Origin of the sequence: Paraglaciecola arctica (assembly GCF_018861065.1) — a bacterium.
In the GTDB taxonomy this organism is placed as follows: domain Bacteria; phylum Pseudomonadota; class Gammaproteobacteria; order Enterobacterales; family Alteromonadaceae; genus Paraglaciecola; species Paraglaciecola arctica_B.
Map to the genome: position 1 here is coordinate 274,995 of NZ_JAHKQO010000045.1, position 24,973 is coordinate 299,967.

General features: G+C 38.5%; 20 protein-coding genes. 15 read left to right on the plus strand and 5 right to left on the minus strand.

Annotated elements, in window-relative coordinates; all coding sequences use genetic code 11:
• Positions 1-29 precede the first annotated feature (29 nt).
• Both KO534_RS20275 and KO534_RS20280 read right to left on the minus strand, forming a co-directional pair.
• A complete protein-coding gene (locus KO534_RS20275; RefSeq protein ID WP_215932677.1) occupies positions 30-818 on the minus strand; it encodes a hypothetical protein in 789 nt (262 codons plus the stop codon).
• Between the two features lie 191 nt (positions 819-1,009).
• Positions 1,010-1,789, minus strand: coding sequence for a S1 family peptidase (locus KO534_RS20280; RefSeq protein WP_215932679.1), 780 nt, complete (start codon positions 1,787-1,789; stop codon positions 1,010-1,012).
• 100 nt (positions 1,790-1,889) lie between these two features.
• Between KO534_RS20280 and KO534_RS20285 the strand changes: the two genes are divergently transcribed.
• From KO534_RS20285 to KO534_RS20310, 6 genes are all read left to right on the plus strand, one after another.
• Complete coding sequence (locus KO534_RS20285) at positions 1,890-2,906, plus strand: NAD-dependent epimerase (RefSeq protein WP_215932681.1); 1,017 nt, start codon at positions 1,890-1,892, stop codon at positions 2,904-2,906.
• 224 nt (positions 2,907-3,130) lie between these two features.
• Positions 3,131-3,730, plus strand: coding sequence for a YdcF family protein (locus KO534_RS20290; protein ID WP_252732289.1), 600 nt, complete (start codon positions 3,131-3,133; stop codon positions 3,728-3,730).
• A 69-nt stretch (positions 3,731-3,799) separates the two neighbouring features.
• Positions 3,800-4,666 (plus strand): patatin-like phospholipase family protein, encoded by an 867-nt coding sequence (locus KO534_RS20295; protein ID WP_215932685.1) that lies wholly within the window; start codon positions 3,800-3,802, stop codon positions 4,664-4,666.
• Positions 4,663-5,475: a PEP-CTERM/exosortase system-associated acyltransferase gene (locus KO534_RS20300; RefSeq protein WP_215932687.1), complete on the plus strand. Its 813-nt coding sequence runs from the start codon at positions 4,663-4,665 to the stop codon at positions 5,473-5,475. The genes KO534_RS20295 and KO534_RS20300 overlap by 4 nt, the downstream gene beginning before the upstream one ends.
• A 49-nt stretch (positions 5,476-5,524) precedes the next feature.
• Positions 5,525-6,388: a ThiF family adenylyltransferase gene (locus KO534_RS20305; protein WP_215932689.1), complete on the plus strand. Its 864-nt coding sequence runs from the start codon at positions 5,525-5,527 to the stop codon at positions 6,386-6,388.
• A 10-nt stretch (positions 6,389-6,398) separates the two neighbouring features.
• Positions 6,399-7,475 carry a hypothetical protein gene (locus KO534_RS20310; protein ID WP_215932691.1) on the plus strand — a complete coding sequence of 359 codons (1,077 nt, stop codon included), beginning with the start codon at positions 6,399-6,401 and terminating at the stop codon, positions 7,473-7,475.
• A gap of 282 nt (positions 7,476-7,757) precedes the next feature.
• On the opposite strand, the gene KO534_RS20315 is transcribed toward KO534_RS20310, so the two are convergent.
• The 3 genes from KO534_RS20315 to prsT all read right to left on the minus strand — a co-directional run bounded on the left by KO534_RS20315 (position 7,758) and on the right by prsT (position 12,560).
• Positions 7,758-8,435 carry a PEP-CTERM sorting domain-containing protein gene (locus tag KO534_RS20315; RefSeq protein ID WP_215932693.1) on the minus strand — a complete coding sequence of 226 codons (678 nt, stop codon included), beginning with the start codon at positions 8,433-8,435 and terminating at the stop codon, positions 7,758-7,760.
• A gap of 401 nt (positions 8,436-8,836) precedes the next feature.
• A complete protein-coding gene (locus KO534_RS20320) occupies positions 8,837-9,511 on the minus strand; it encodes a PEP-CTERM sorting domain-containing protein (protein ID WP_215932695.1) in 675 nt (224 codons plus the stop codon).
• Between the two features lie 286 nt (positions 9,512-9,797).
• Positions 9,798-12,560, minus strand: coding sequence for an XrtA/PEP-CTERM system TPR-repeat protein PrsT (prsT, locus tag KO534_RS20325; protein WP_215932697.1), 2,763 nt, complete (start codon positions 12,558-12,560; stop codon positions 9,798-9,800).
• Positions 12,561-12,817: 257 nt separating this feature from the next.
• Between prsT and KO534_RS20330 the strand changes: the two genes are divergently transcribed.
• Genes KO534_RS20330 through KO534_RS23805 form a run of 9 tightly spaced genes read left to right on the plus strand, consistent with a single transcriptional unit; the run spans position 12,818 to position 24,907 of the window.
• A complete protein-coding gene (locus tag KO534_RS20330; RefSeq protein WP_252732291.1) occupies positions 12,818-13,966 on the plus strand; it encodes a GNAT family N-acetyltransferase in 1,149 nt (382 codons plus the stop codon).
• A complete protein-coding gene (locus tag KO534_RS20335; RefSeq protein ID WP_215932699.1) occupies positions 13,959-16,553 on the plus strand; it encodes a hypothetical protein in 2,595 nt (864 codons plus the stop codon). Before KO534_RS20330 ends, KO534_RS20335 begins: the two co-directional genes overlap by 8 nt.
• A 30-nt stretch (positions 16,554-16,583) precedes the next feature.
• Complete coding sequence (locus tag KO534_RS20340) at positions 16,584-17,540, plus strand: glycosyltransferase (protein WP_215932702.1); 957 nt, start codon at positions 16,584-16,586, stop codon at positions 17,538-17,540.
• Between the two features lie 12 nt (positions 17,541-17,552).
• Positions 17,553-18,671 carry a glycosyltransferase gene (locus tag KO534_RS20345; RefSeq protein ID WP_215932704.1) on the plus strand — a complete coding sequence of 373 codons (1,119 nt, stop codon included), beginning with the start codon at positions 17,553-17,555 and terminating at the stop codon, positions 18,669-18,671.
• Complete coding sequence (locus tag KO534_RS20350; protein ID WP_215932706.1) at positions 18,668-19,678, plus strand: polysaccharide deacetylase family protein; 1,011 nt, start codon at positions 18,668-18,670, stop codon at positions 19,676-19,678. The genes KO534_RS20345 and KO534_RS20350 overlap by 4 nt, the downstream gene beginning before the upstream one ends.
• Positions 19,675-20,715 (plus strand): FemAB family XrtA/PEP-CTERM system-associated protein, encoded by a 1,041-nt coding sequence (locus tag KO534_RS20355; protein ID WP_215932708.1) that lies wholly within the window; start codon positions 19,675-19,677, stop codon positions 20,713-20,715. The genes KO534_RS20350 and KO534_RS20355 overlap by 4 nt, the downstream gene beginning before the upstream one ends.
• Before the next feature lie 48 nt (positions 20,716-20,763).
• The gene (asnB, locus tag KO534_RS20360; RefSeq protein WP_215932710.1) at positions 20,764-22,677 is read left to right on the plus strand and encodes an asparagine synthase (glutamine-hydrolyzing); all 1,914 of its coding nucleotides are present in this window, start codon (positions 20,764-20,766) and stop codon (positions 22,675-22,677) included.
• Complete coding sequence (locus KO534_RS20365) at positions 22,674-23,795, plus strand: glycosyltransferase (protein ID WP_354667966.1); 1,122 nt, start codon at positions 22,674-22,676, stop codon at positions 23,793-23,795. The genes asnB and KO534_RS20365 overlap by 4 nt, the downstream gene beginning before the upstream one ends.
• A gap of 5 nt (positions 23,796-23,800) precedes the next feature.
• Entirely contained in the window at positions 23,801-24,907 is a 1,107-nt protein-coding gene (locus KO534_RS23805; RefSeq protein WP_215932712.1) for a glycosyltransferase family 4 protein, read from the plus strand.
• Positions 24,908-24,973 lie beyond the last annotated feature (66 nt).

The window sequence follows — 24,973 nt, forward strand, 5'->3', positions numbered from 1 at the left end:
ACTTTTTGCGAGCTTCTGAAGAGAGTCAATCAATTCTTACATTGCCCTTTCTTCGGACCATTCTTGTATTTTTTACAATCAGGTTCCTCTACTGGCACTGTCGGATCCGGTTCTGGTAAATAATCACATTCAGAGATCGTAAAATCTGTACTACCGTCGGTAAAGCCATAATCATCGTCGGTTATTGTGCCACCTAAACCGGCATTATGCTGAATCATAAGATATGAAAGAAACTGTTCAACAACCGCAGAAGCAGAATCGGCATCTCCACGTTGATATGCGGAATTGTTGTACAATCCAAAATAAACGTTTAGCCATACCGCAGCCATATTATAGTCAAGACCTCCAGGCTTGTATCCCACCCCTAAACCTAGTGCGCTATACAAATCATTTTTAAAATCACTTGTTATGAGATCATTAACGTTTTCTGGGCGAACCATGCTATTAAACTCAGCGACTTCCTTAATCTTGTTTATATAACAATTACGAATTAATTTATCATGACTACTGTAGTCACCCTGTTCCTTGGATTGAGGAGAATTAATAAATATCGAACGCAATTTATCTGGATTTTCAAGCTGACCTGCTGCCAAAACTTTCCAACTTCCTGGAGAACGTCCCCCAGATAATATAGGTTTATCACAGTCTTTGTGGCGCTCAATACCTGACATGTTTCCTGATTGCGCACCTGACAAAGTACATACAGCTCCCCACACAGATTGAGCAGGCAATGACGTTAAAACGACCCCTGCAGATGCGCGCTTTAAAATCGTTCTGCGAGAATTTGATTTTTCATGACTTCCGTGTTCGGATTGCATCTCTTCGTTATTGTCCATCTGTATCCCCTAAAAAGCCCTAAATTTTAAAGTCCCCGTCGAATTCACGGGACTCAAGAATAAAATAACGAAAGCAAATTTCAAGCCAGAATCTAACTAACTGAAATTTAACAATAAATAATATAAATAAAACAGATTTTGTAAAAAATAGTGACACTAAATTTTATATAATACTATTTTACAGTGATGCCTTTGAGTTTAGCAAGTTCTAATAGATATTTAACCGGTATCGCATAACTAATTCCTGATGGTTTCTCTAGCACACTTTCTTTTGATTCTTTCACAAAAACCTTGTTCAAAATACCAACAACCTCTCCACTTTCGGCTGCATATAAAGGACTACCACTATTACCTGGATAAGCAGTGATATCTAGCTGGTAAATCATGAACTTTTTATCAAGCCTATCTAACATTTTTATAGATAACCGGCTCGAATGTGCAGTAGGTATCACATCCGGAGTAGTGGCGGCTACAATGCCCCTGTGTGTCGCGGGATAAAGACCAAGTACCGCTCCAATTGGAAAGCCGGTTAAAAGAACTTCTGTACCGTCGTTTACATAGTTTGGCGCCGCTAATTCGACTGGAGTTAACGTTGTCTGAAGTTTAAGGATGGCCAAATCATGTTCGCGATCTTTAGCAATAATCTGAGCCTTATGTATTTGGGGCTTTCGCCCTGTGCCCGAAAAAACGATATGGTACTGCACTTTTTGAGGATCCAGTGCTTTAGAAATAACATGATAATTGGTGGCGACTAAACTGCCGTCACCAAAAACGAAACCACTGCCGCGAAGTTGATGAGTTTGTGCTCCCATTGCATCATAAAGCCCAACTCCCACTACTGAAGGTTTTACTTTGGCAACTACGTCTACAATTGAGTGACAATTTGCTTCGGAAATATAAGTGAATATCCCTACAAACAGCGTACATAACGAGTAAAACTTATTGATAAACATAGATATTAAATATTTTTATTATTACGTATCCGGTTATAATCACAAATATCGAACTCCTCTTCCAATTAAATTTGAATAATGATCATATAAGGTTTGTATTATGAAGGTATTAGTAACTGGTGCAGCAGGCTTTATTGGTTTTCATGTAACAAAAAAATTACTAGAACGTGGTGATACCGTAATCGGCATAGACAATATCAATGACTATTACGACGTAAAACTGAAAGAGGGGCGTTTAAATGCCATTGCTGAGCATGCACTGTCAGATAACTTTACATTTATTAAAATGGATGTGGCTGATAGGCAATTAACTGAAAAACTGTTTACAGAATCTGCTTTTGACAAAGTAGTGCACCTAGCGGCACAGGCGGGGGTGCGTTATTCCATAGAAAATCCACATGCCTACGTTGATAGTAACTTAGTGGGCTTTATGAACATACTCGAAGGCTGCCGACACAATAAAATAAAACACCTCGTTTATGCCTCGTCGAGCTCTGTTTACGGGTCAAATGAAACCACCCCCTTTACTGTCACCGACAACGTTGATCACCCGGTATCGCTTTATGCTGCGAGTAAGAAAGCTAATGAATTAATGGCTCATACCTATAGCCACCTTTATCAACTACCCACAACCGGCCTTAGGTTTTTTACTGTTTATGGCCCTTGGGGGCGTCCAGACATGGCGTTATTTAAATTTACAGAATCGATCCTAAATGGCAAACCCATCGAAGTGTTCAACTATGGAAACCATCATAGAGATTTTACTTATATTGATGATATTGTCAGTGGCGTAATTCTTTCACTAGATAACATAGCTGCAGGCAATAAAGATTGGGATGGAAAAAATCCTGATCCGAGTACCAGCAAAGCGCCGTGGAAAATTTATAATATAGGCGCGCATAACCCAGTTAATCTGCTTAAATTTATTGAAACCCTAGAGGATGCGCTAGGAAAAAAGGCAATCAAACAAATGTTACCCATGCAACCAGGAGATGTACCGGATACTTACGCAGATGTATCAGCGTTAACTAAGGATACGGGATACGCTCCTAAAACCGAATTGGCTACTGGAATTCGTCAATTTGTTACTTGGTATCACTCATTTTATAGCAAATAGGCTACTATAAATTCTGGTGCATGTGACTTACAGCACTTAAATACGATTTTCTAACATAGGTACTGACATTGATGTTGGCGTCGATTGCTTCTACTTTCAGCTCTCCTTTAGTTCATTCTTTAACACTTTTTGTTATTTTCAAAATACTAAGCCGTACCAGATTCACCCCCACATTTTTCAGCTTCCTTTCTGTCTTATCACTTCTGTGGCTAGTGATATGTTCCATGACGTATCCAAGCGTATTGTTAATAAAAAATCTTGAAGAAAAGTACCCTGTTGTTCCTATTGAATCTCAGCAATGGCGCCAAACCCAGGCAATTGTAGTTTTAGCATGTAACTATTTTGAAGATGACCAGCTCCCCTTTGTATCACGTTGGCCTAACTGTTCAATGCAACGGAATTTACAAGCGGCTCTGATGTATCGTGAACACCCAATGCCTATTTTTCTAGCTGGAGATATATTGGGCAGTAATGACAAAAATTCACAGGCCAGCCATAACAAATATTTTTTTGAGCAAATGGGGGTAGACAGCACAGACATTCATATTATTCCCAAAGGGGTCAATACAGAAACTGAAGTGGATGCATTAGCAAGCATACTCAATGGAAGGCATATTTCCCTTGTCACTTCGGCTAGTCATTTGCCCAGAGCTGTTTTTTACTTCGAGGAAAAGCATATTCAAGTACTGCCTATTCCAGTCGAGCATTTTAGTAGGATAAATGTAATGCCAGTTGTTGGTTTGCCTAATGCTGCTAGTCTATACAGAAGTGAAAGAGCAATTCATGAATATTTAGGCTTGATTTATCAAAGATATATCCGATAAAGAGCAATAAATAAAAACAGTTACCCAACTCTATTTATGGTGAAGGGTTTACATAAGGGGAAGTATTCAGTGAGTGAAATAGTTCCAATCTTTTCTGGCGGTGGTACCAAATTATCTGCCCATATTGGAATATTGGACGCAATAAATACGCTTAATATCGACTTTCAACACATAGTTGGAGTTTCGGGTGGCTCAATAATTTCAGCATTGTATTGCACTGGGATGCCGCTTAGTGACATAAAAACTCTAGCGATAGAAACCAATTTCAAACAATTTCGCGGATTCAGTTTGCTCACTCTTCTACTGCAAGGAGGGCTTAGTTCGGGAGACATATTCGAACAGTGGATGGACAAAAAATTAGAAGGTAAAACGTTCAAAGATATATCTAAAAATTTGCATATTTTAGCTACTGACGTAAACGGTGGCGGGCCAATAGTATTTAACAAGGAAAACTCCCCAGATTTAAAGATTTCCAAAGCAGTACGATTCTCTATGTCAATTCCCATTTTTTTTAGCTTCAAACCTTATAAGGATCATATATTAGTAGATGGGGCGATCCTTTCAGAAGACGCTATATTTAACGATTGGGCAGGTAACGGAACCCCTGTCATTTGCTTTAGATTAAAAAGCGACCAAGTTACAGATAAACCGTTTAAAAAAAGTTGGTTACCTATAGTGCAATATGTGATGATGCTTATCAGAACCTTTATGACGGCTATGTCTAGAGAGTATGTACATGATAAATATTGGAAAAATACTATAATCGTGAATACCGGAAAGCTTTCACCTGTTGATTTTAATATGACACTTCAAGAGAAAGAAGCTTTGTATGAAATAGGATATAAAACTGCACTAGAGTTTATCCCTAAGAGGCTAAAAAGTACTTCCCAGGTGATAGCGGTTGAGGAAAACATGATTACGAGTCAAAAAACGTGAAAAAATTAAAAAAATATGCGAATAAACCCATTATTGGTCCACTAGTAAAAAAAGTGATGGATTTTGCAGTAAATCGCGAAGTCAAAACAGTTGCTCGTCATTTTTCCACGTATTTGCATCCTATAATAGCAGACACACCAGAACTATCTAACGAATCGTATCGAATAAGAAATGATGTGTACTGTGACGAACTACATTTTTTAGACACTGGCCGAGATGGGTTAGAAATAGACGACTTTGACGACTATTCTACTCATTGTTTAATTCAACATATTCCAACATCTCGCTTTTCTGGTACGGTTAGAGTAGTTAGACCTGAAACGAACCAACACTCAATTCCACTTCAGAAATATTGCTCTGAATCGATTTCAAAAGAGAAAATCAACCCTCAGGACTTTGCTCCGCATGAAATTTGTGAAATTTCCCGATTAGCCGTCCCAAGAGATTTTAGAAAACGACAAACAGATAATTTTAAAGGTGCTGCAACTGGTGTCATTAATCAGCAGGTTTATTCAGAAAATGAATTACGTTGCTTCCCATTTATTGCCGTTGGTTTATATCTATCTGCTGCGTCCATAGTGATTGAAAACAACATTAAACATACTTTTGTAATGATGGAACCTAGATTAGCCAGAAGTATGAGCTTTATAGGTATTCAATTTGAACAAATTGGCCCTGCCGTTGATTATCATGGGAAAAGAGCCCCTTATTATATAAACCCCTCGTTGTTGATGGAAAATTTAACCCCAGGTTTTCAAGTAATGTTAAAAGACATTAGAAAGTCCCTAAACCACTCTTCAAAAAAATAAGGCAGTCTTTTTTTGATAGTTAACCCGCTTTAGCAAGGAGGTACCAGAAGTGTCAAATTTCAATTATGAAAACGCGTTCTCTAGAAATATTGGCTGGATAACAGATGCGGAACAACAATTACTCAGAAATAAAAAAGTTGCTATAGCAGGGTGTGGTGGTGTTGGAGGGGTGCACCTTCTTACACTAACAAGACTTGGCATTTCTAATTTCAACATATCTGATTTCGATGAGTTTGAAGTGCATAACTTCAACCGCCAAGCTGGCGCTTTCATGTCTACCTTAGGTAAAGAAAAATGCGCTGTAATGGAAAAAATGGCAAAAGACATCAACCCAGAAAGTAAGATTACAACTTTTCCGGAAGGGGTATTTGAACACAACATTGACGCATTTCTTGAAGGTGTTGATATCTATGTTGATAGCCTAGATTTTTTTGCTTTAGAAGCGAGAAAAACTGTTTTAAGAAAATGCAACGAGAAAGGGATCCCAGTCGTTATTGCCGCACCGCTTGGAATGGGGGTTGCGTTTGTTTGTTTTCAACCAGGACAAATGAATTTCGAGGAGTATTTTCGCTTTGAAGATGCAAAATCTGAAGATGAACAATTCATCCAGTTTTTAATAGGATTGTCTCCCAGCATGTTACAGCGCTCCTATCTAGTGGACGAAAGCAAAGCTGACTTCAAAGCAAGAAAAGGCCCCTCTACCCCCATGTCTGTCGATTTCTGCGCCGGTATGGCTGGCACTTATGTGTTAAAAATTCTTTTGAATCGTGGCAAGGTCATCGCCGCGCCGTTCGGAATACATTTTGACGCCTATAAAAATAAAATGGTAAAAACTTGGTGTCCATTCGGGAATAGAGGCTTATGGCAAAAACTCAAATTTCATATTGCCAAAAAGATCGTATTGTCTGACTAGCGGAGAAATAATGGACAAACAATTAGCGACTAAAGTAATTGATACTGCACGCTTCTATATGAGTGGTGATAATTGTCAGCCTTTTAGATATCGCTTTAATGTCGCTACTCAAACTTTTCATATTGACTATATTGCCCAGCAAGCCAAACATACGTTTGTATATGACGATTATACAATACTGCTAACGCTTGGCAGTTTATTAGAATACTTAGACGTTTCACTTAACGAATACTTCTACAGTTGCGAGTTAGCATTTGATTTTGAAAACTTCTCACCCTACGAAGATAAACGTAGTATTTGCTCGGCGACTGTTAATAAACAACCTAATCAAACAAGCAACACTTCACTATTCAGTGCTTTAAAACAAAGGTTCACCGACAGAAGAGCCTACTTAGGCCCAGAAACAATAGACATTTCTATCGCTCCTCTAAATCAACAACTTACTTACAGCACCTGTAAATTATTTACCAATACACCCAAAGAAACGTTAAATTTCTTTGCTGGTTGCGATAGCGCCATTTGGCTTTCTAAGCCACTTGGCAAGGACATTATGGATGCCGTAGCTTTTGACCCTCAAAGCCCCACTGGGTTGCCTTGGCGTAACTTAGGTGTAAAAAAATCCGACGCTTTGCTTATTAAAGCGATACAGCGCTATGATTGGCTTTTTACTGTACTTAAATATTGTGGTGCAAAGTTTCTAATGACATACCTTCAGAGAAAATTATGGTTATCCAGTAAAAGCTTTCTTGTCTTTACTTATCACTCTAATTTATCCAGAGAACAAAAAACCATAGCATGTAAACAAATGATGCATGTTTTGCTAACTCTTTCCCAAAGTGGATATGTATTCCAACCTTCAACTATGAGTGCTGAACTGCTTAATATCCCCCTTAAAACCTTGAATATCGCTAATGCAGCAAAAATGCAGCAGAACAAGCTAGAACAACAGATACAAGCACAAAGAAATTACTTAGGTACGTCTCAAGAAATACAGTGGATATTAAGAATAGGGAGGGTCAACACGCCACTTTCTAGCGAAGCTTTGACTAATAGACATACAACTAAAACCTTACTCGAATTTGAATAATTGTTCGATTTACGTTCATCAATATCTTCTCCAACTTTTTAAATTAGTTCTACTTTTCAGCATTAACTTAATCAACATAATAGCAACATCGTGGCTTCCCGCTACGTCAATCGAGAAACGCTTAGTTTATGACTCGTTAGATTTTTAGGCATTTTAATATGGGTAACGATTCAAGATGACTAACAAGCGTTAAGCATTAAATAGTTAAAAAAAGATGACTTTTAATAGCAGGCACAAAAAAGCCCGCTTTAAGCGGGCTTCAAAAGTTTTGAGTTTAAACTATTAAACTAATTTTCTACGACGTAGACCTAGACCGATAAGACCAAGACCTAAGATAGCAAGTGCAGATGGCTCTGGAACTAAACCTACTGAATCCAAAGTAAAATCATCTCCAAGTCCGTCTGAGTCAATAAAAGCACTGGCTGAAACAACTTGGCTAAAGTCAAAATCAGGGCCAGGCGACATACTAGCAAAGCTGGCTAAGAAAACACCTGTTGAGGCGATAGTATAAGTTGCAGAGATAGTTGTGCCATCTAAATCTTCTAGAGTAAGCATGACATCAAAACCGCCGCTTCCATCGATATTCACAACATCAAAATAGAAATCACTGTAGCCACTGAAGTCTAATGAACTACCAGGTACTGGTAAAGTATAAACAATTTCTAAAGTTCCATCAGACAACGGCTCTTCAGCATACGACAATGAACCAGAACCAAACACATTACCTTTAGCAGTATCAATTGCCAAACCTTCAAGCCAAGTAAGTGTATAATTTGCTGTTGCACCAGTTTCTATAGAAGTTACCGTTGCACTAGCCACTTGAGAGCCAACAGTAGGCGTGGCTTGAATATTAAGTTCAGGATTATAGTTAAAGCTATCTAATACTAAAGTGCCCGCATTTGCAGAGCCAAGTGTTAGCATTGATAAAGCACCAAGTAATACTTTTAAATTTTTCATCATTTTCTTCCTTTCAGCATATTTAGAGTTTAAACACTACACAGCTACAGCATACTTAACTTGTCTACTATCTAATAACAGCGCTAATGTCCTTACCAACAATAAAGCACAAAGCGGGCCAACAATTAATTTCACTTGAAAATCAATAACATAATAATTCTTCAATAAATAAAAAATATAACTTTGTAAAAAATATCGACACTGGAATTAAAGGTAAAAACCAGGGGCCTAGGGCCTTGTTAGCTACTTTAACGTTTCAATCATAGCGATTTATAACGTTTCTAATATTTAACTCGATGAAAACAGAATAGAGAAAACAATGGTGACGCAGTGCATGAATCCTTTCTATACAAACACAAAAAAGCCCGCTTTAAGCGGGCTTCAAAAACTTTGAGTTTAAGCTATTAAACTAATTTTCTACGACGTAGACCTAGACCGATAAGACCAAGACCTAAGATAGCAAGTGCAGATGGCTCTGGAACTAAACCTACTGAATCCAAAGTAAAATCATCTCCAAGTCCGTCTGAATCAATAAAAGCAGTGGCTGAAACAACTTGGCTAAAGTCAAAATCAGGGCCAGGCGACATACTAGCAAAGCTGGCTAAGAAGACACCTGTTGAAACAACTGTGTAACTAGCGGAAATAGTTGTGCCATCTGAGTCTTCTAGAGTAAGCATGACGTCAAAACCGCCGCTTCCATCGATATTCACAACATCAAAATAGAAATCAGTGTAGCCACTGAAATCTAATGAACTACCAAGACCGGGTAAAGTATAAGAAATTTCCAATGTTCCATCAGACAGCGGCTCTTCAGCGTATGACAATGAACCAGATCCGAATACATTACCTTTAGCTGTATCGACACCAGCTCCAGTAAGCCAAGTTAGCTCATAGCTTGCTAACGCCCCAGTCTCAGCGGAAGTTACAACTGCATTAGCTACCTGAAAACCTGCATCAGGTGTGGCTTCGATGTTAAGCTCAGGATTATAGTTAAAGCTATCTAAAACTAATGTACCGGCGCTAACACTTGAAGCTGCGAATAGTGACAAAGCACTAAACAAAACTTTAAATTTATTCATAACAATCCATCCTTTAATAATTATTAAACGAAAATTGACTATTTCTACTACTGCTTCAAGATAAAAATGTCATCGCAAGAAGTAATGCATCATTCAGACCAAAAAATAAACAACTAAACTTATCAACCACTTAGATTAAGTTGAAAGAAAGACCTAGGTTATACATGTAAAGTAATCCGACACTTTAAATGACTAATCTGAAATTTACAGTTTTAGCGATTCAATTTGACAGCACAACTTTATTATAGAATGCACATTAAAAGGCCGTAGTGAACGGATACCTACATTATATTTTGCCTTTCAAACGTCTAATTTCTGCCTTATTTGAGAAAGACATGTCTTGTTTTTCTTCGACCTGTTCTAAAACCTTTTGTGCTGAACTCATTTCTTTTATTGCAATCAAAGCCTCTGCATAACGAAGCGCTACATCTATATTTGATTTATCTAATTTGTAAACTTTTTCAAAAACTTTAACTGACTCATTAAACTTCCCTGTTTTTTGCAACGTAGTCGCATATGTATCTAGAATTGCAGGATACTCAGGACTCAACTCAGCTGCACGTCTAGCATACTCTAAAGCCGCTTCATGATTACCTTCTTCAATTAGAATGTAAGCCAAATTATTGAGGGCTCTGGTATTGTCAGGCTCAATTTGGAGTACCGACTCATAGTATTTGCTAGCCAGTGCATAATTATTTGAACTAATAGCTAATTCGGCTAATTGAATGTCACTTACAACTGACTTACCCACTTTTAACTGATGTCCTTTCAAAAATGTAATTGCCTCTGAAAATTGATTTAACTCCTTAAATGCTTTGGCAACCAATGACGCATTAGTTTGAGTCGAACTTTGCTCGTAAAACGCTTTTAATTTAGGCAAAGCAGAAACTGCGTCGCCTTTTTCTATCAATATTTGTCCCAATAATCCCTGGCCATAAACGCTTCTCTTGGTTTCTTCAGACAAGTTATTGAAACTTAAAGATGCGGCTTCTACGCTTCCTGTAACCAGATTAAAGTATGTAACAAACATGCCAAATTGTTCTTGAGTTGGGAATTTGCTTTGCGCCGTCTTCGCCACAGTCAAAGCCTGAGAGTAGTTTTTACTTACCTCTTGTAAAGTAATTAAACGGAAATATGCATTCATATTATTAGGTTGTTTCAAAACCCAGTTTTCCGCAACATTAACGGCTTTATCAATTTGACCATTTAGATAATAAGCGTTACTAAGAACCACCCAATACTTATCTGGCGTTGTTTCGCCGGTAGTTATTTGCTCTAAAATTGAAATACTCTTGGTATATTGACTCTGGGTGAAAAGAGCTTGCGCGAACAAAAGGCTAAGCTGTAATTTTTTTGGATCATTATCATAAGCCCTTTCTATTAGTCTTAATCCGTCTTCTGAGTTACCCAAATCTCTTTGCAAAACAAAATACTTTCTTAATGTATCTATATGATCTGGCTTTGAACGGATAACCTTATTCAGGAATCCAACGGCACTTTTCTTATCGCCTTCAGCCACTGCTTTGTCAGAATAATATGTATTTGCAGAAATATTATTAGGATCAAGAATAAGGGCTTCATTATACATATTTTCCGCTTGATTCGTCTTATTGAGCTTTGAGTAACTAACTGCAGCCAAAATATATCCAAAGACTTGATCTGGTTTTTTTTCGATCCAATTTTTGCTTAACTCAATAGCTTTATCATAAAGCTCGTTATCGATATAGGCTCTGGCTAATGCAGTATTTGCAGTGTCTTGGTCAGGGTCTAATGCTAGTGCCTGCTCTAAGTCTGATAATCCATCGATATCATCCAGAGACAAACGCAACATGCCTTTTTGGGCAATCCTTAAGGGGTCGCTAAATTTTATTGCATCAACTTTTTCTAGAATTGCTTTTCGTTGTGTACTTTGTCCATCATCTATTAACTGGGCGCTAGTTGCTGACAACAAAATCACATCATCCTCGGTTAACCCATCTAGACTAGTTATTGTGGATCCTAATTCATTCGCTATCCCCAATTTCAATTCCAACACGACCAATATTTTTAAAATTGGATGACGAGGAGGCAATTTATCCTTGATTGAATTCATATGCTTATAGGCTTGTTCGTTTGACCCCAGTCTAAATGCACTAATTCCGGCAATGATTTTGTTTGGTAAGTCATCTGAACCATTTTGAATAGCCTTTTCAGCAAACTGCTTAGCACTATTAAAATCTTGTGCCTGAAATCGCACCACTCCCTTAAGTTGATTAATAAACGGTTGTTCTGGATTAACTTTCAATAAAACATCAATTTCTTTTTCTGCCTCTTCAAACTGCTTGTTTTTTATATATGCGTTAGCTAGAAACACTCTAGATTGATAGGTTTGAGGAAGTAACTCTTTGTATTTCTCAAAACTTTCCACTGATGTTTTGGTATCTTTTGAAACAGAAGTTAATTGCCCTTTCAACAAATGCGCATCTGCGAAATCAGGCTGCTCTTTTAATATTTCGTTTATTTTTTCTAAAGAGGTGTCGATTTGTTGGTTACTGAAATCAACATAAGCATTACCTAATTTACTGTATAAAGAGTCTGAAGATATTTCGTTGGCATCCTCCACAGCCTTTCTAGCTTTGTAGGGCTCATCTAGCTGAAAATGTGCTAAAGCTTTGTATAACAATAGCGAAGTAGTAACTTCTGGTGAAAGGTTTCTAGATTCTTCCACCAACTGGATAATTTCTGCATTTTTGAACTGCAAACTGTAAACATTTGCCAAAATTGGTAACACTTCGTTAGGCTCGTAACCCAATTCAGAAGCCCGTAACAGTTCTTTTTCAGCTGCGGCACTACTACCACGTTGAGCATACAAGCTCCCCAACATAAAACGTGATTTAGGGTCTTGTGGGTTAGCACTAATTGCATTTTTCAATTCTATGATGGCTGTAGGAATGTCGTTTTCTTGAATTTTTGTTTCTGCTAGTGCGATATGTTCTTCAGACGTTTTTTTTGTACAACCTGTAACTATTAAAAATACGCTAAAAATGACCGCGAAGTGAAGTTTTGTCATTATTCTATCCAAATTGAATTATTAACTTGTTCATATACTACCCGTTGGGCCGTGAAAAACACCACTTTTTTGTTGAATCATGTAACTTGAGTTTGCCCAGAAAATCAAAATAACATGGCTTTAACTCTCTAATATCCATGCTATTTTTACAAATTAGAGATTTTACTATGTGATTTAAAGTGGTATTCGGTTAGCCTTATTAGATTAAAACTTTGTATCTACCTTGGATTAACTTGTCGCAAATGGAAACGGATCCCATGCCTTCTTTACATTTTCAGACTCGCTCATATTATGTGAACGATAGTCACGTGGAGGAACTAACCCACAAATGGTTAGCTTTGCAGAACAAGACGAATACTTCAGCTTTTGTTGCTTGGTTTTGGATAAAACAGTGGCTAGCTCAAAAAAATTTAACCACTAAAAACTGTTTATGCATTGAAGTTTCTCAAGGCCAGGAAACTCTCGGTTTAGCGCTATTTGGTACAAAAACCAAAAAAATATTTCTGGGGTTACGCTTCAATCAGTATTTTTTACATAAAAGCGGCAATATCAAGGAAGACCAAACTTGGATCGAACATAATTCATTTTTGCTCCACAAAAACTATGAACAACAATTGACCAACGAAATTTGTCAAGAACTGGTAAAAAGTGACACAGTAGATGACATTAAGATAGGCCTGAGTTCTCCCAAGTTTATCGATACTCTAAACTTTGAAGGCTTTAATAGAAGAACAGAACTCTCATCAATCGGTTATTTGGCCAACTTAGAGACTTGCTCTACATTAGAGGATTATCTGAGTAGTCTATCAAGAAATACTCGCTCTCATATTAAACGCTCAATAAAACTCTTAAATGAACAGTCTCCACTACGACTTGAATTGGCAAGAGAGCCCTCAGAAAAACAAGCAGTATTTACACAGATTGCCGAATTACATCGCATCAAATGGCGTTCCACTGTTTACGGTAGTGGCTTTGATAACCCGTGTTTCTATGATTTTCACCAAGCGCTAATTCAGGCACCGCATTCCGAAAAAAATTGCAGGTTATATACCTTATATCAAGATGAGGTTGCACTGGGCCATGTCTATTTATTGACCTATGGTGAAAAGTGGAGTTTTTATCTATCAGCACTACATTTTAATGCCGACAACCGCATCAAAGTAGGATTAGTAATTCACAGTTTGATTATTGAACAAGCGATTAAAGAAGGAGTTAAGGTTTACGACTTTTTAGCTGGCGAAGCCCAATACAAAAAATCTTTATCTAATGCACAGCCTTATGAACAAAATATATACTGTTTCTATCACAACACACCCTTACTACTTTTCAGAGAACTATTGAGAAAATGGAAACGTTTATTATTTGGCAGGTTATTTTCGAACCTTCGGTTGAAATTAAATGATTGATTCTCCGTCCATAAAACTGCCAATAGAATTTGAATCTAATGTCGATTCAAATCAGAAACTAGTTAGCGAAGTATCTGTACCTCTACCTAAATCAATGGTGTTCGCACTAGAGCAATTGTCTGTAACGACGGTCCCAACTCATCAGTCAGATATTCCCAATGAAATCGACGCTCTTTGCCAAGTTGTCTCGTATTGGCCAGATAACAGCATCAAATGGGCAAAACTTACGATTGAGCGTGTCAATCAAACACAATTGTATTTGAATATTAACAGCGCTCAAAAAGAAACACCTGATAATGCAAACAAGCAATTTGTAGCAAACGCTAATGACATTGATAACTACTCTTATAAGAGTGGCAGCAATACTCTAACTTTGGACCTAGCTAACCATCAACTTGCGATCTTAGATGATAACAATAACACTATTTTATCACTCGACTCAGATGACCTTGCACTTACAGATAGTCAGGGACAGTCGTTAAAAGCTAGCTTAGACACTGCCACTGCAATACAACAAGATAATTTAAAAAATAGCCTTTCTTCGGCCCTAACATTGAAAATAGAAGGACATTTTTTAGATACTTTAGTGCGCTTTCAACTGATTGTTGATTGGTTGATTCCATATGACTTGGTCAAGTTTACGCTGCAAATACATAATACCAACCGAGCTACGCATCAGGGCGGCAAGTGGGATTTAGGGGATCCAGGTTCATTTCATTTTAAATCTCTTGATATTAAATTAAGCACCTCTCAAAAGTTTCAAGCAAAAAACCATACGTTTACTGATGTTCAGAATAACCAAAGCTTTAATGCCGAGAGTTTTTTCTGCGAACAATTTTCGAGTGGTGGAGAAAATTGGCAAAGCCCTGTCCATGTTAACCACAATAACCAAGTTGAAATTAACAAGAATGGTTTTGTACTAAAACATGGCGAAAATGAACACACCGGCTTGCGTTGTAAGCCAGTTGTCAGATTAAAAAACAATCTCGCATTGACTCTCAACCAATTTTGGCAAAATTTCCCGAAATCACTGGCAGTATCCAACAACACAGTGACGTTGGGATTATTTCCATCAACTCATTATCTACACGAATTACAAGGTGGCGAGAAAAAAACGCATAGCTTTTGGGTTTCACTCAACAGCGACAATAATGATTTAACTTCATCTCATTTAAATAACCGCGGCTTTATTGATTGGGATTGGACCAATCAATGTGACTTATACCCTTTTATTGAAAAAGAAACCGTCAACGCAAACACACTCCAATCCATTATCGACTTGGGTATAGATAGCACGTCAAGTTTTATGGCTAAGCGCGAAACTCTTGATGAATATGGCTGGCGCAACTTTGGTGAGCTTTATGCCGATCACGAAACGGCAGGTTACCAAGGCAAAGACCTATTTGTATCTCACTATAACAACCAATATGACCCAATCTACGGTTTCCTAAGGCAATATTTAACCACGGGCAACAATAAGTGGTTTGAACTGGCAGATGACTTAGCCGCACATGTAAAAGATATAGACATCTACCACACCACCCTAGATAAAAACGAATATAACGGTGGTTTGTTTTGGCATACCGATCATTACTTACAGGCATTTACATCGAGTCACCGATCTTACTCAAAACATCAGGCCAATGACGTATATCAAGACCACGCGGGAGGCGGAGGACCAGGTGGTCAGCACTGCTATACCACAGGTTTGTACTTACATTACTGCATGACCGGCCAAGAGAGTTCAAAAGACGCAGTCCTCAAACTAGCGGACTGGATTACCCAGGTATATGAAGGTACAGGAACTTGCCTTGAACTATTGTTAGCATTTAAAAACCGACATGTTGCCGGTTATAAGAATCATTTCACCGGGCAATACCCGTTAGACAGAGGCATAGCCAATTATGTCAATGCGTTACTTGATAGTTTTGAGCTAACTCAAGATCACAACTACCTAAGTCAGGTACAACACATTCTTACAAACACCTTACATCCAGATGAAAATCTGGCCGAACGAGACTTAGAAAATGTAGAAAACACTTGGTTTTATACGGTGCTACTTCAAGCCCTTTGTCGATTTTTACAAGTAAAACTAAGTCGACAAGAGTTTGATGAATACTTTTATTATTGCCGAGATTGTTTATTAAATTTTGGCGACTGGATGTTAGAACATGAGTACCCTTATCTACAAAAACCAGACATTTTGGAATATCCAAATGATACTTGGACTGCACAAGATCTGCGTAAAGCCCATGTATTAGCAGGAGCTTATTACTTTGCGCCAAACAAAAAGGCGGAGTATTTGGACAAAGCACTGTTTTTTCAACACTATGTTACTGATAAACTTACAAAAGCAGATACCAAAACCTATACACGGATTTTAGTATTGCTGATGCAAAATCAAGGAGCGATGGAGTTTTTCCAAAAGCGCCCTTCCCCTGTAATTTTTGCACCCAGAAAAAACTGGCCAACAGCTAAATACCAGCAAACTACGCTACTTGGCGGTTTAACTAAGGTATTAGCTAAGAGGTTGATAACCCTTTCGCCTAAAGCCGAACTTGACTGGTTAAAAAAACGTTTAGCCTAAACCCAAAAAAAACAGGATTAACAAACACAGATGCAGGTATCTTTTATTATTCCCCATAAAGGAAGGTTTGAAATGTTGAAACAAACACTTCAATCTATTAGCCAGCAATCCTGTGATCTACAAACAATTGAAGTCATAGTGGTCAGTCAAACACCTGAAATACAAAAACAAACTCTGCTAGACAATCCATCGCTAAACCTTAGGGTTTATATCCGTCCTGAAAACAACACCATTTCAGCGCTGCGCAACTACGGTGTAACACAGGCTCAAGGGCAATTTTTGGCTTTTCTTGATGCGGATATCTGGCTGTCAAAAAACTGGACACTGCAAATGATGGCTGAATTAACAACGAATTCGAATAGAATTATCAGTAGCGCCAAGCAAATTTGTCATGACGATGCACCGCCGCTAGAAAAAATCCGCACTAGTCTTAGCAATGCTGAAATAGATACTGATGTCGCTTTTTTACCTGGTCGAAATTTATTTTTAACTCAAACCTCATTCGATAAGATTGGAGGATTTCCCGAACATCTCATCACCTGCGAGGATTACTTTTTTACCGACCAAGCAGCCAAACTGGGTAAGCTTTATTACACTTCAGCCGCCACTTATGTCCATCTAGGCGAAGACAAAGCCTATAAGGCCATGTTTGACAAAGAAATTTGGCGAGGCCAATCAAATTTACAATCTATTTCTGGGCGTAATATCCCCTTTAGAGAATGGCCGAGCTTTATCGCACCTCCAGCTATTTTGTTGCTGTTTTCAATATCCTTGTTATTGCTTGTTTTAGGGCAGTTGTCTTTAGCTTTAGTGGCCTTTTTAGTAGCGGCACTTCCCATTTTTGTATACAGTTTGCGACTGTATGCTTTAGCAGATAAAAAAATCAAATTTATTCATATTGTTAAATTTTATGTTTATTACTTTCCGGCACGAGCAATTGGTACGGTTTTAGGTTTGTTTAAATCCATCGGCGTAAAGACACATTAAGGATAATCACCTATGACGCAAACTATCAATGTGCTGCAGTTTATATGTCCAACCGGATTTTACGGTGCGGAGCGCTGGGTATTGGCCTTAGCTAAACATTTGGATACAGCCAAAGTACGCTGCGACTTAGCGGTGACTATGGAGCCAGAACAGAAACCTTTAGAACTCGTCAACGAGTACCAAAAATTAGAATTGCCTTGCCATATTGTAAATATGAAGAACAAGTTTGACCTATCAGCCGTATCTAAAATGGCTGAATTAATCAAAGAAAAGAATATTCATATTGTGCACACTCATGGTTACAAGTCCGACATCATTGGCGTATTAGCCGCCAGAAAAGCAGGTGTTCCCTGCGTAGTAACGCCCCATGGCTTTGAAAACGCCAAAGACATTAAATTACGTACTTTTATTTGGCTAGGATGCCAGGCTATGAAATATGCCACTAAAGTGGTGCCGTTATCTCAACAACTTATGCGTGACTGCAAACGCATGGGTGTGAAAGAACAAAAAACCTTATACATTCAAAACGGTGTCGACCTTTCAGAAGTCGAAGCCACCGCTATTCCAGAAAGACTCAATCCAATAGAAAAACGCATTGGTTTTGTAGGTCAGATGATTAGCCGCAAAAACATATTCGATATTTTGGATATATTTGAGAAACTTCATGAGAAACACCCTAATACTCGTTTAGTACTTTTAGGTGATGGCGATGCACGAGCCGAATTAGAAAAATACAGTCAAACTCTTGTTAGTAGAACTCATATTGAGTTTTTAGGGTTTCGTGATGACAGGTTGTCCTTGTTAAAGTCATTTGATTTATTTGTGATGACATCCACCCTCGAAGGTATTCCCCGCTGTCTTATGGAAGCGACCGCCGCCAGTATCCCAGTAGCGGCCTACGATATAGCAGGTATCGATCAGTTAATTGAGCACAAAAAAACGGGGCTACTTGCTCCCCTAGGTGAAAAAGACGAATTACAAGGCTATTGGGAAACATTATTATTTAATCACGACTATGCAACTGAATTAGCGGCGAATGCCAAAGACTTTGTATATCAGCATTATTCAGCCAATCGAATGGCACAAGAATATACCGAGCTGTTTGAACATTTAGCTACGGAGGCCCAGTGAATTCCAAGGACGATAAACAACCGATTATTTTTGTATTGACCATAGATACTGAAGAAGAATGGGATTGGTCTGGCCCCTTCCCTCAGAAAGTGGCCAATGTTAACAATATCGAAAAATTACCTGCTTTTAATAATATCTGCGAAAACTTGGGCATCAGACCCACCTATTTTGTGGACTATGCGGTATCTGATAACAAAATCGCAGTAGAAAAAATGCTCACTTTTAGCAACAAAGGCAACTGCGAAATTGGTGCGCATTTACATCCTTGGTGTAACCCTCCCTATTATGAACAAGTTGGTGAAGCCGAATCCCATGTTATCAATTTACCCGTTGAGCAAGTTTCCAATAAATTAGATATGTTAATGGCAAGCCTTGAATCAGGATTTGGGGTAAAGGCTAAATCATTTAGAACCGGCAGGTGGGGCATAAACAAAGATGTCATGGAATTGTTAGTCAATAGTGGCATTACCGTTGACTCAAGTGTGTATCCTTTTTACCAAAATGAGTATTTTAGCTGTGTTGGCTCGCCAACCCTGCCCTATTGGCCCGACTTAATCGATCCTCTAAAACAAGGCAAGCAACAAAGCATTTACGAACTGCCAGTTACCGTAGGCTTTAACCGTACAAATTTTGAATTATCCAATGATGTACATGTGGCATTCGCTAAACCACCTTTAAGCTGGACCCGTTTTAACGGCCTCGCTTGGCATTCTAATCTATTGAGAAAAATTTACCTTTGCCCAGAATTATCAGCGGCAGAAGACATGTTAACCTTGTGTGATAAGGTCATCGATAAGGGTTACCCGATTTTACATATGTATATGCACAGCTCTAGCTTACTGGATAACCAAGTGGGATTATTAGAGAGTGATCAAGATCCCTTCGACTTTATCAGTGATGCAGTCACCAAAGTGGTGACCCAATTAAAATCCAAATATGACATTGAATTTTGCACTATTTCTGAAGCAGCAGAAAAATTACAGACTATGGATACCCCTGCTGAATGAAGATAAGAATAGCAGTCGCCGCTGATCAATTTATTTGGGATGAATATGTAGATGGCCACAAAGACGCTAGCCCCTATCATCGGTTTGCGTGGGCTTTAAGTGTCCAACAAGCCTACCAACATCAAAACGTGAGTTTAATCGCTTTTGATGATGACGAGATAGTGGGCGTATTACCCTGTATTAAAATGCAAAAACCTTTTGCTAAGGTGAACTACTGTGCCTTGCCATTTTGTGACTTAGGTTTTGCCCTCGGCAACAATGCCGACATAGTGGAGGCATTGCAGACAGAAGCACTGACGTTATTACAAAATGCCAAAGGTACCAATTTTGATTACCGTGACACGGCCACAGCAACTGAAAGCACTGAGTTAGCAGGCAAAAAAGTCCGAATGGTTTTGCCTTTACCAGGCAGTGCCGAAACACTTTTAGCCGGATTCAAATCTAAATTACGCAGTCAAATTCGCAAAGCAGAAAAAAATGGCTTAAATTTCGAGTTAGCCAACAGTCAAAAACACATCGATGACTTTTATCAAATATTCGCTATCAATATGCGCAAACTAGGCTCACCGGTACACAGCAAAAAATGGTTTGAAACTTTGTTTAACAATTACGCTAAGCATATTGTTTTGTCGGTAGTCTACAAGGACCAAGTCCCAGTTGGCGCAGGCGTAGTGCTGTTAAATGGTACTAAAGCGGTGATCCCATGGGCTTCAACTGTGGCTCAATACAACAAGTTAGCGCCAAATATGCTGTTATATTGGTCATTGTTAGAGCACGTAAGTGAGCATGGTTGCACCGAGTTTGATTTTGGCCGTTCGACTTATAACGAAGGCACCTATAAATTTAAACGCCAATGGGGTGCAGAGCCAGTCCCGCTAGCATGGTCAAACTTAGTTGCAGATCAAGCCACTATAGCTGAAAATACCTCAAACAAGCCTAGTCAAATCAGAAGCTTGGTTGAAAAAATTTGGGCAAAGTTACCCTTAGGAGTCACCACTACCTTAGGACCCAAAATACGTAAACATATTAGTCTTTAGTGACCTAAACGCTAAAACAAAATTGCAGTCAAAACAGGAAGTAAATAAATGTGTGGCATTGCCGGTTTTACCCACTTCAATGGACATATGGGCGATAACGTTACCCTAAAAAAAATGGGTGATAGTATTTATCATCGCGGTCCAGATGCCGGCGGCGAATACCTTGATGAACACGTAGGCCTAGCTCACCGCAGATTAGCCATCATAGATTTGACCGATGCAGGCATACAGCCCATGACCTCCCATGATGGCAAATACATCATTGTATTTAATGGCGAAATTTATAATTTCCAAGAACTAAGAGCAGAACTAAGTGCTGCCGGTTACCCCTTTAAAACCCACACCGATACCGAAGTCATTTTGGCCCTTTATGCTACCGAGGGTGCAAACCTACTCAATAAAATAAACGGCATGTTTGCCTTTGCTTTATGGGATACCACCACCCAAAAACTACTGATAGCCAGAGATCGTATGGGCAAAAAGCCCCTATATTATCTGCAAACCGCAACTCAGTTTGCCTTTGCCTCTGAAATCAAAGCTATTTTAACCTTACCCAATGTACCTAAAGATATCCGCTTAGATGCGGTTTACGACTTTTTTGCCTACCAATACGTACCAGATCCTAAAAGTATATTCACTCATATTCACAAGCTGCCTCCCGGCCACTATATGACAGTAGATACCAATGGCATTGAAATCACCCAGTACTGGGATGTAACGTTTAAATCTACCAGTGAAGAAAGTGAATCAGTCTTAACAGAAAAACTCAGAGATTTAGCAACCCACTGTACCAAACAACGTATGGTGAGTGACGTACCACTAGGCGCGTTTTTAAGTGGCGGTGTAGACTCAAGCGGTGTGGTAGCCATGATGGCAATGAACAGCGATACCCCGGTAAAAACCTGCTCCATTGGATTTGATGATAAAAAATTCAACGAAACCGAATTTGCCAAAGAAGTAGCCGACAAATATCACACCGAACATCATGAATTTACTGTGCATCAAAATGTCGCAGATAATCTAGAAAAGATAGTCGGTTATTTTGATGAACCCTTTGCCGACCCTTCTTTAGTGCCCACCTTTTTTGTTTCCGAGTTAGCAAGGCAGCAAGTAACAGTCGCCATAGCAGGCGACGGTGGTGACGAAGTGTTTGCCGGTTACGAAAAATACACCACAGATGCCACTGAAAATAGCTTACGTAGTAAATTTCCCAAAGTGCTACGAAAACATCTATTCCCTAAGCTAGCCAATTTTTTAGCAGGCAGTAATGCCACCATCTGGCGCAAGGGTAAGTCCTTACTTACTAGCTTAAGCCAAGAGCCAGCAATGGGTTTTTATACCACCAACTCACAGATTGACGACAGACAGTGGCAAAAACTCGCTAAACAAGAAGTGAAAGCAACACTAGGTGATTATCATCCATCCAAAATCACCATAGATGCCTATGAAAAATCAGACGGCCCAGATCATCTTGCCAAAATACTCTACACCGATATGAAAACCTATTTGCCTGGCGGCATACTGGTCAAAGTCGACCGAATGAGCATGGCCAACTCCCTAGAAGTGCGAGCGCCATTGCTAGATAGAGAAGTCGTCGAATTTGCCGCCACCCTGCCCTCTGAATTAAAATTTAAAAACGGTGAGAAAAAACACATTCTAAAAGAAGCTTTCAAGCCCATGCTTCCCGACGGAATTTTATACCGCAAAAAGATGGGATTTTCCGTGCCTTTAGCTAGTTGGTTCAGACACGAAATTAAAGACTTAGCCGAACAACACTTAATCGACCAAGCCCAAGGTCTCAAAAGCATATTTAATCACGATTATATTCAAACGTTATGGCAAGAACACCAAAATGAAGGTGCCGATCACAGTGCCTTACTGTGGAGCATGTTGATGTTTGAAATGTGGTGGGTGAAATATGCAGAACAACAAACCACAGCATCACAGGAAGGAGCCGCGTGAGTATAGTTTCTGTCATGCACCTAACCTATGACATGCGCATAGGCGGCACTGAAATGGTGATTAAAAACCTTCTCGAAGGCTCTGACCCGAAGCTATTTGCCATGTCTATTTTTTGCATTGAAGAGCCACTCGGCCCATGGGGCAAAGACCTGCAAAATAATGGCATTCCAATAAGCAGCCAAGCTCGACAACCTGGCTTTGATAAATCATTGATATTTGCCATTCGCAAACACATAAAACAGCATAAAGTAGACATACTACACTGCCATCAATATACCCCTTGGGTGTATGGCGTACTCGCTGCTATAGGCACAAAAACCAAAGTGATATTTACTGAACATGGCCGTTTTTATCCAGATTCAAGCACTTGGAAACGTAAGCTTATCAATCCTTGGTTATGTAAAATTACAGATTGTATAACTTCAATATCTAAAGCGACCAAGTTAGCGTTAGCCGAGTTTGAAAGAATCCCTGAGAATAGAATAGAAGTGATTTACAACGGCATTAAGACGCCGGAAGTAGATACAGTAAAAGTCTCAGAACTTAGACAGAAACTAGGCATCTCAGAAAACACCAAAGTACTTGGCACCATTGCACGTTTAGACTCAATTAAGAATCATAGAATGATGATAGAAGCTTTCGCTTTAGTACTAAAGGGGTATCCAGATACTGTGTTGATTATTGTCGGTGATGGTGAAGAGCGAGACAATATTGAAAGCCAAATTAAACAACTTGGCATCTCAAATAACGTTATTTTACCTGGTTACGATCCACAACCTCAGCACTATTTGGCATTGATGGATATATTCTTGCTTTCTTCCTTGAGCGAAGGTACTTCTATGACTTTATTGGAAGCCATGTCTTTAGGAAAACCTTGTGTTGTAACCAATGCAGGGGGTAATCCAGAAATAATTGATGATAAGTTGTCAGGTTATGTTAGTAAGAATGATAATTTCAAAGATTTTGCAGAAAAAATACTATTTTTATGCAAACATAATCAAGTAAGAGAGTCTTTTGGTAGCGAATCAAAAAGAATATTTAACTCTAAATTTTCACATCAGAGTATGGTCAATCAATACCAACAAATTTGTATCCAACTCACTGAAACAGGGAGTTAAAATCTGTGTTAAAAAAGAACAAATTAATTGGCATTACTGAAGGACATGGAATTTCGAAAGAATATGTCAACTTTCCGCCTCAAGGCTATGAATATAAGTTTATAGACAGAAAACCTCACTTTTTAGATAGAGTAATTACGAGCTCAGCGAAAGGTTTTTTCAGATACTTTGAAGACCCAGAAGTAGATTTATTTGAAGCACCTATTTTTCCAGCACATACAAAACAGAACTGGATTTATACGCCTGCAGAGTTCTCTGGCACAGCTAATTTTGGTTTATTTGGCCTACCATTACCTAAAAAAATTCGCCTCAAAGTAATTGAAAAATTTTTAAATCGAGATAATTTTAAGAAAATAATTTTTAAAAGCCAAGCCGGTTTAAAAACGCTCTCGACCTATGCGGCACAATTAGATATGGACTTGAGAACAAAGTGTGAAGTAGTAAACCCTTGCATTAACTTACCCGAATTACAGCCACGAAAGGACAAAGACAACTTAGTTATATTATTTGTTGGCGACTTTTTCCGCAAAGGAGGGGCAAATGTTGTTGATGCATTTGAACAATTGCAAACAAGACACAACAATATAAGACTTCAAATAATTGGCAATACACAACTAGATACCCACAATCAAAAGCTTCACTCTAAGTATCAGAAAAAAATTACTGATAATCCCAATATTATTCACACCAAAGTCACAAGACCGAAATTGTTTAAAGATATATATCCTAATGCAGATATTTTCGTGTCGCCGACTTATCAAGAAACTTTCGGTTTTGCGATATTAGAAGCTATGGCTTTTGGTTTACCTGTATTATCAACAGCGCATTTCGCGATACCTGAAATAATTGAAGAAAATAAATCTGGTTTACTTATTCAAACTGATCAGTTTGATTTTATCAAGCAATTTAAAGGCTATCACGTGGAGTATATACCGAATAATTTTCACCAGTATATGAATGAACAAATATACGAAAAACTTGAACAACTCATAGTTAATGAGACGTTGAGAAAGTCCTTAACTCAACAAGCTAGATTGCGTTGCCAAGAAAAGTTTTCACCTGAAATTAGAGCCAACAAAATGAAAGTGATTTACGACGACATATTGAATTGAGCGAACAATTCAGACTAACCAAAAAACAATCAAATTAATAGAAGCAGCCTTTTATCATTAGGAACA

Coding starts and splice junctions, on each gene's coding strand:
- KO534_RS20340 (WP_215932702.1), top strand. CDS start 16,584: ATGCAGGTATCTTTTATTATTCCCCATAAAGGAAGGTTTGAAATGTTG.
- KO534_RS20290 (WP_252732289.1), top strand. CDS start 3,131: ATGACGTATCCAAGCGTATTGTTAATAAAAAATCTTGAAGAAAAGTAC.
- KO534_RS20330 (WP_252732291.1), top strand. CDS start 12,818: ATGCCTTCTTTACATTTTCAGACTCGCTCATATTATGTGAACGATAGT.
- KO534_RS20345 (WP_215932704.1), top strand. CDS start 17,553: ATGACGCAAACTATCAATGTGCTGCAGTTTATATGTCCAACCGGATTT.
- KO534_RS20275 (WP_215932677.1), bottom strand. CDS start 818: ATGCAATCCGAACACGGAAGTCATGAAAAATCAAATTCTCGCAGAACG.
- KO534_RS20315 (WP_215932693.1), bottom strand. CDS start 8,435: ATGATGAAAAATTTAAAAGTATTACTTGGTGCTTTATCAATGCTAACA.
- KO534_RS20320 (WP_215932695.1), bottom strand. CDS start 9,511: ATGAATAAATTTAAAGTTTTGTTTAGTGCTTTGTCACTATTCGCAGCT.
- asnB (WP_215932710.1), top strand. CDS start 20,764: ATGTGTGGCATTGCCGGTTTTACCCACTTCAATGGACATATGGGCGAT.
- KO534_RS20285 (WP_215932681.1), top strand. CDS start 1,890: ATGAAGGTATTAGTAACTGGTGCAGCAGGCTTTATTGGTTTTCATGTA.
- KO534_RS20310 (WP_215932691.1), top strand. CDS start 6,399: ATGGACAAACAATTAGCGACTAAAGTAATTGATACTGCACGCTTCTAT.
- KO534_RS20280 (WP_215932679.1), bottom strand. CDS start 1,789: ATGTTTATCAATAAGTTTTACTCGTTATGTACGCTGTTTGTAGGGATA.
- KO534_RS20355 (WP_215932708.1), top strand. CDS start 19,675: ATGAAGATAAGAATAGCAGTCGCCGCTGATCAATTTATTTGGGATGAA.
- KO534_RS20335 (WP_215932699.1), top strand. CDS start 13,959: ATGATTGATTCTCCGTCCATAAAACTGCCAATAGAATTTGAATCTAAT.
- prsT (WP_215932697.1), bottom strand. CDS start 12,560: ATGACAAAACTTCACTTCGCGGTCATTTTTAGCGTATTTTTAATAGTT.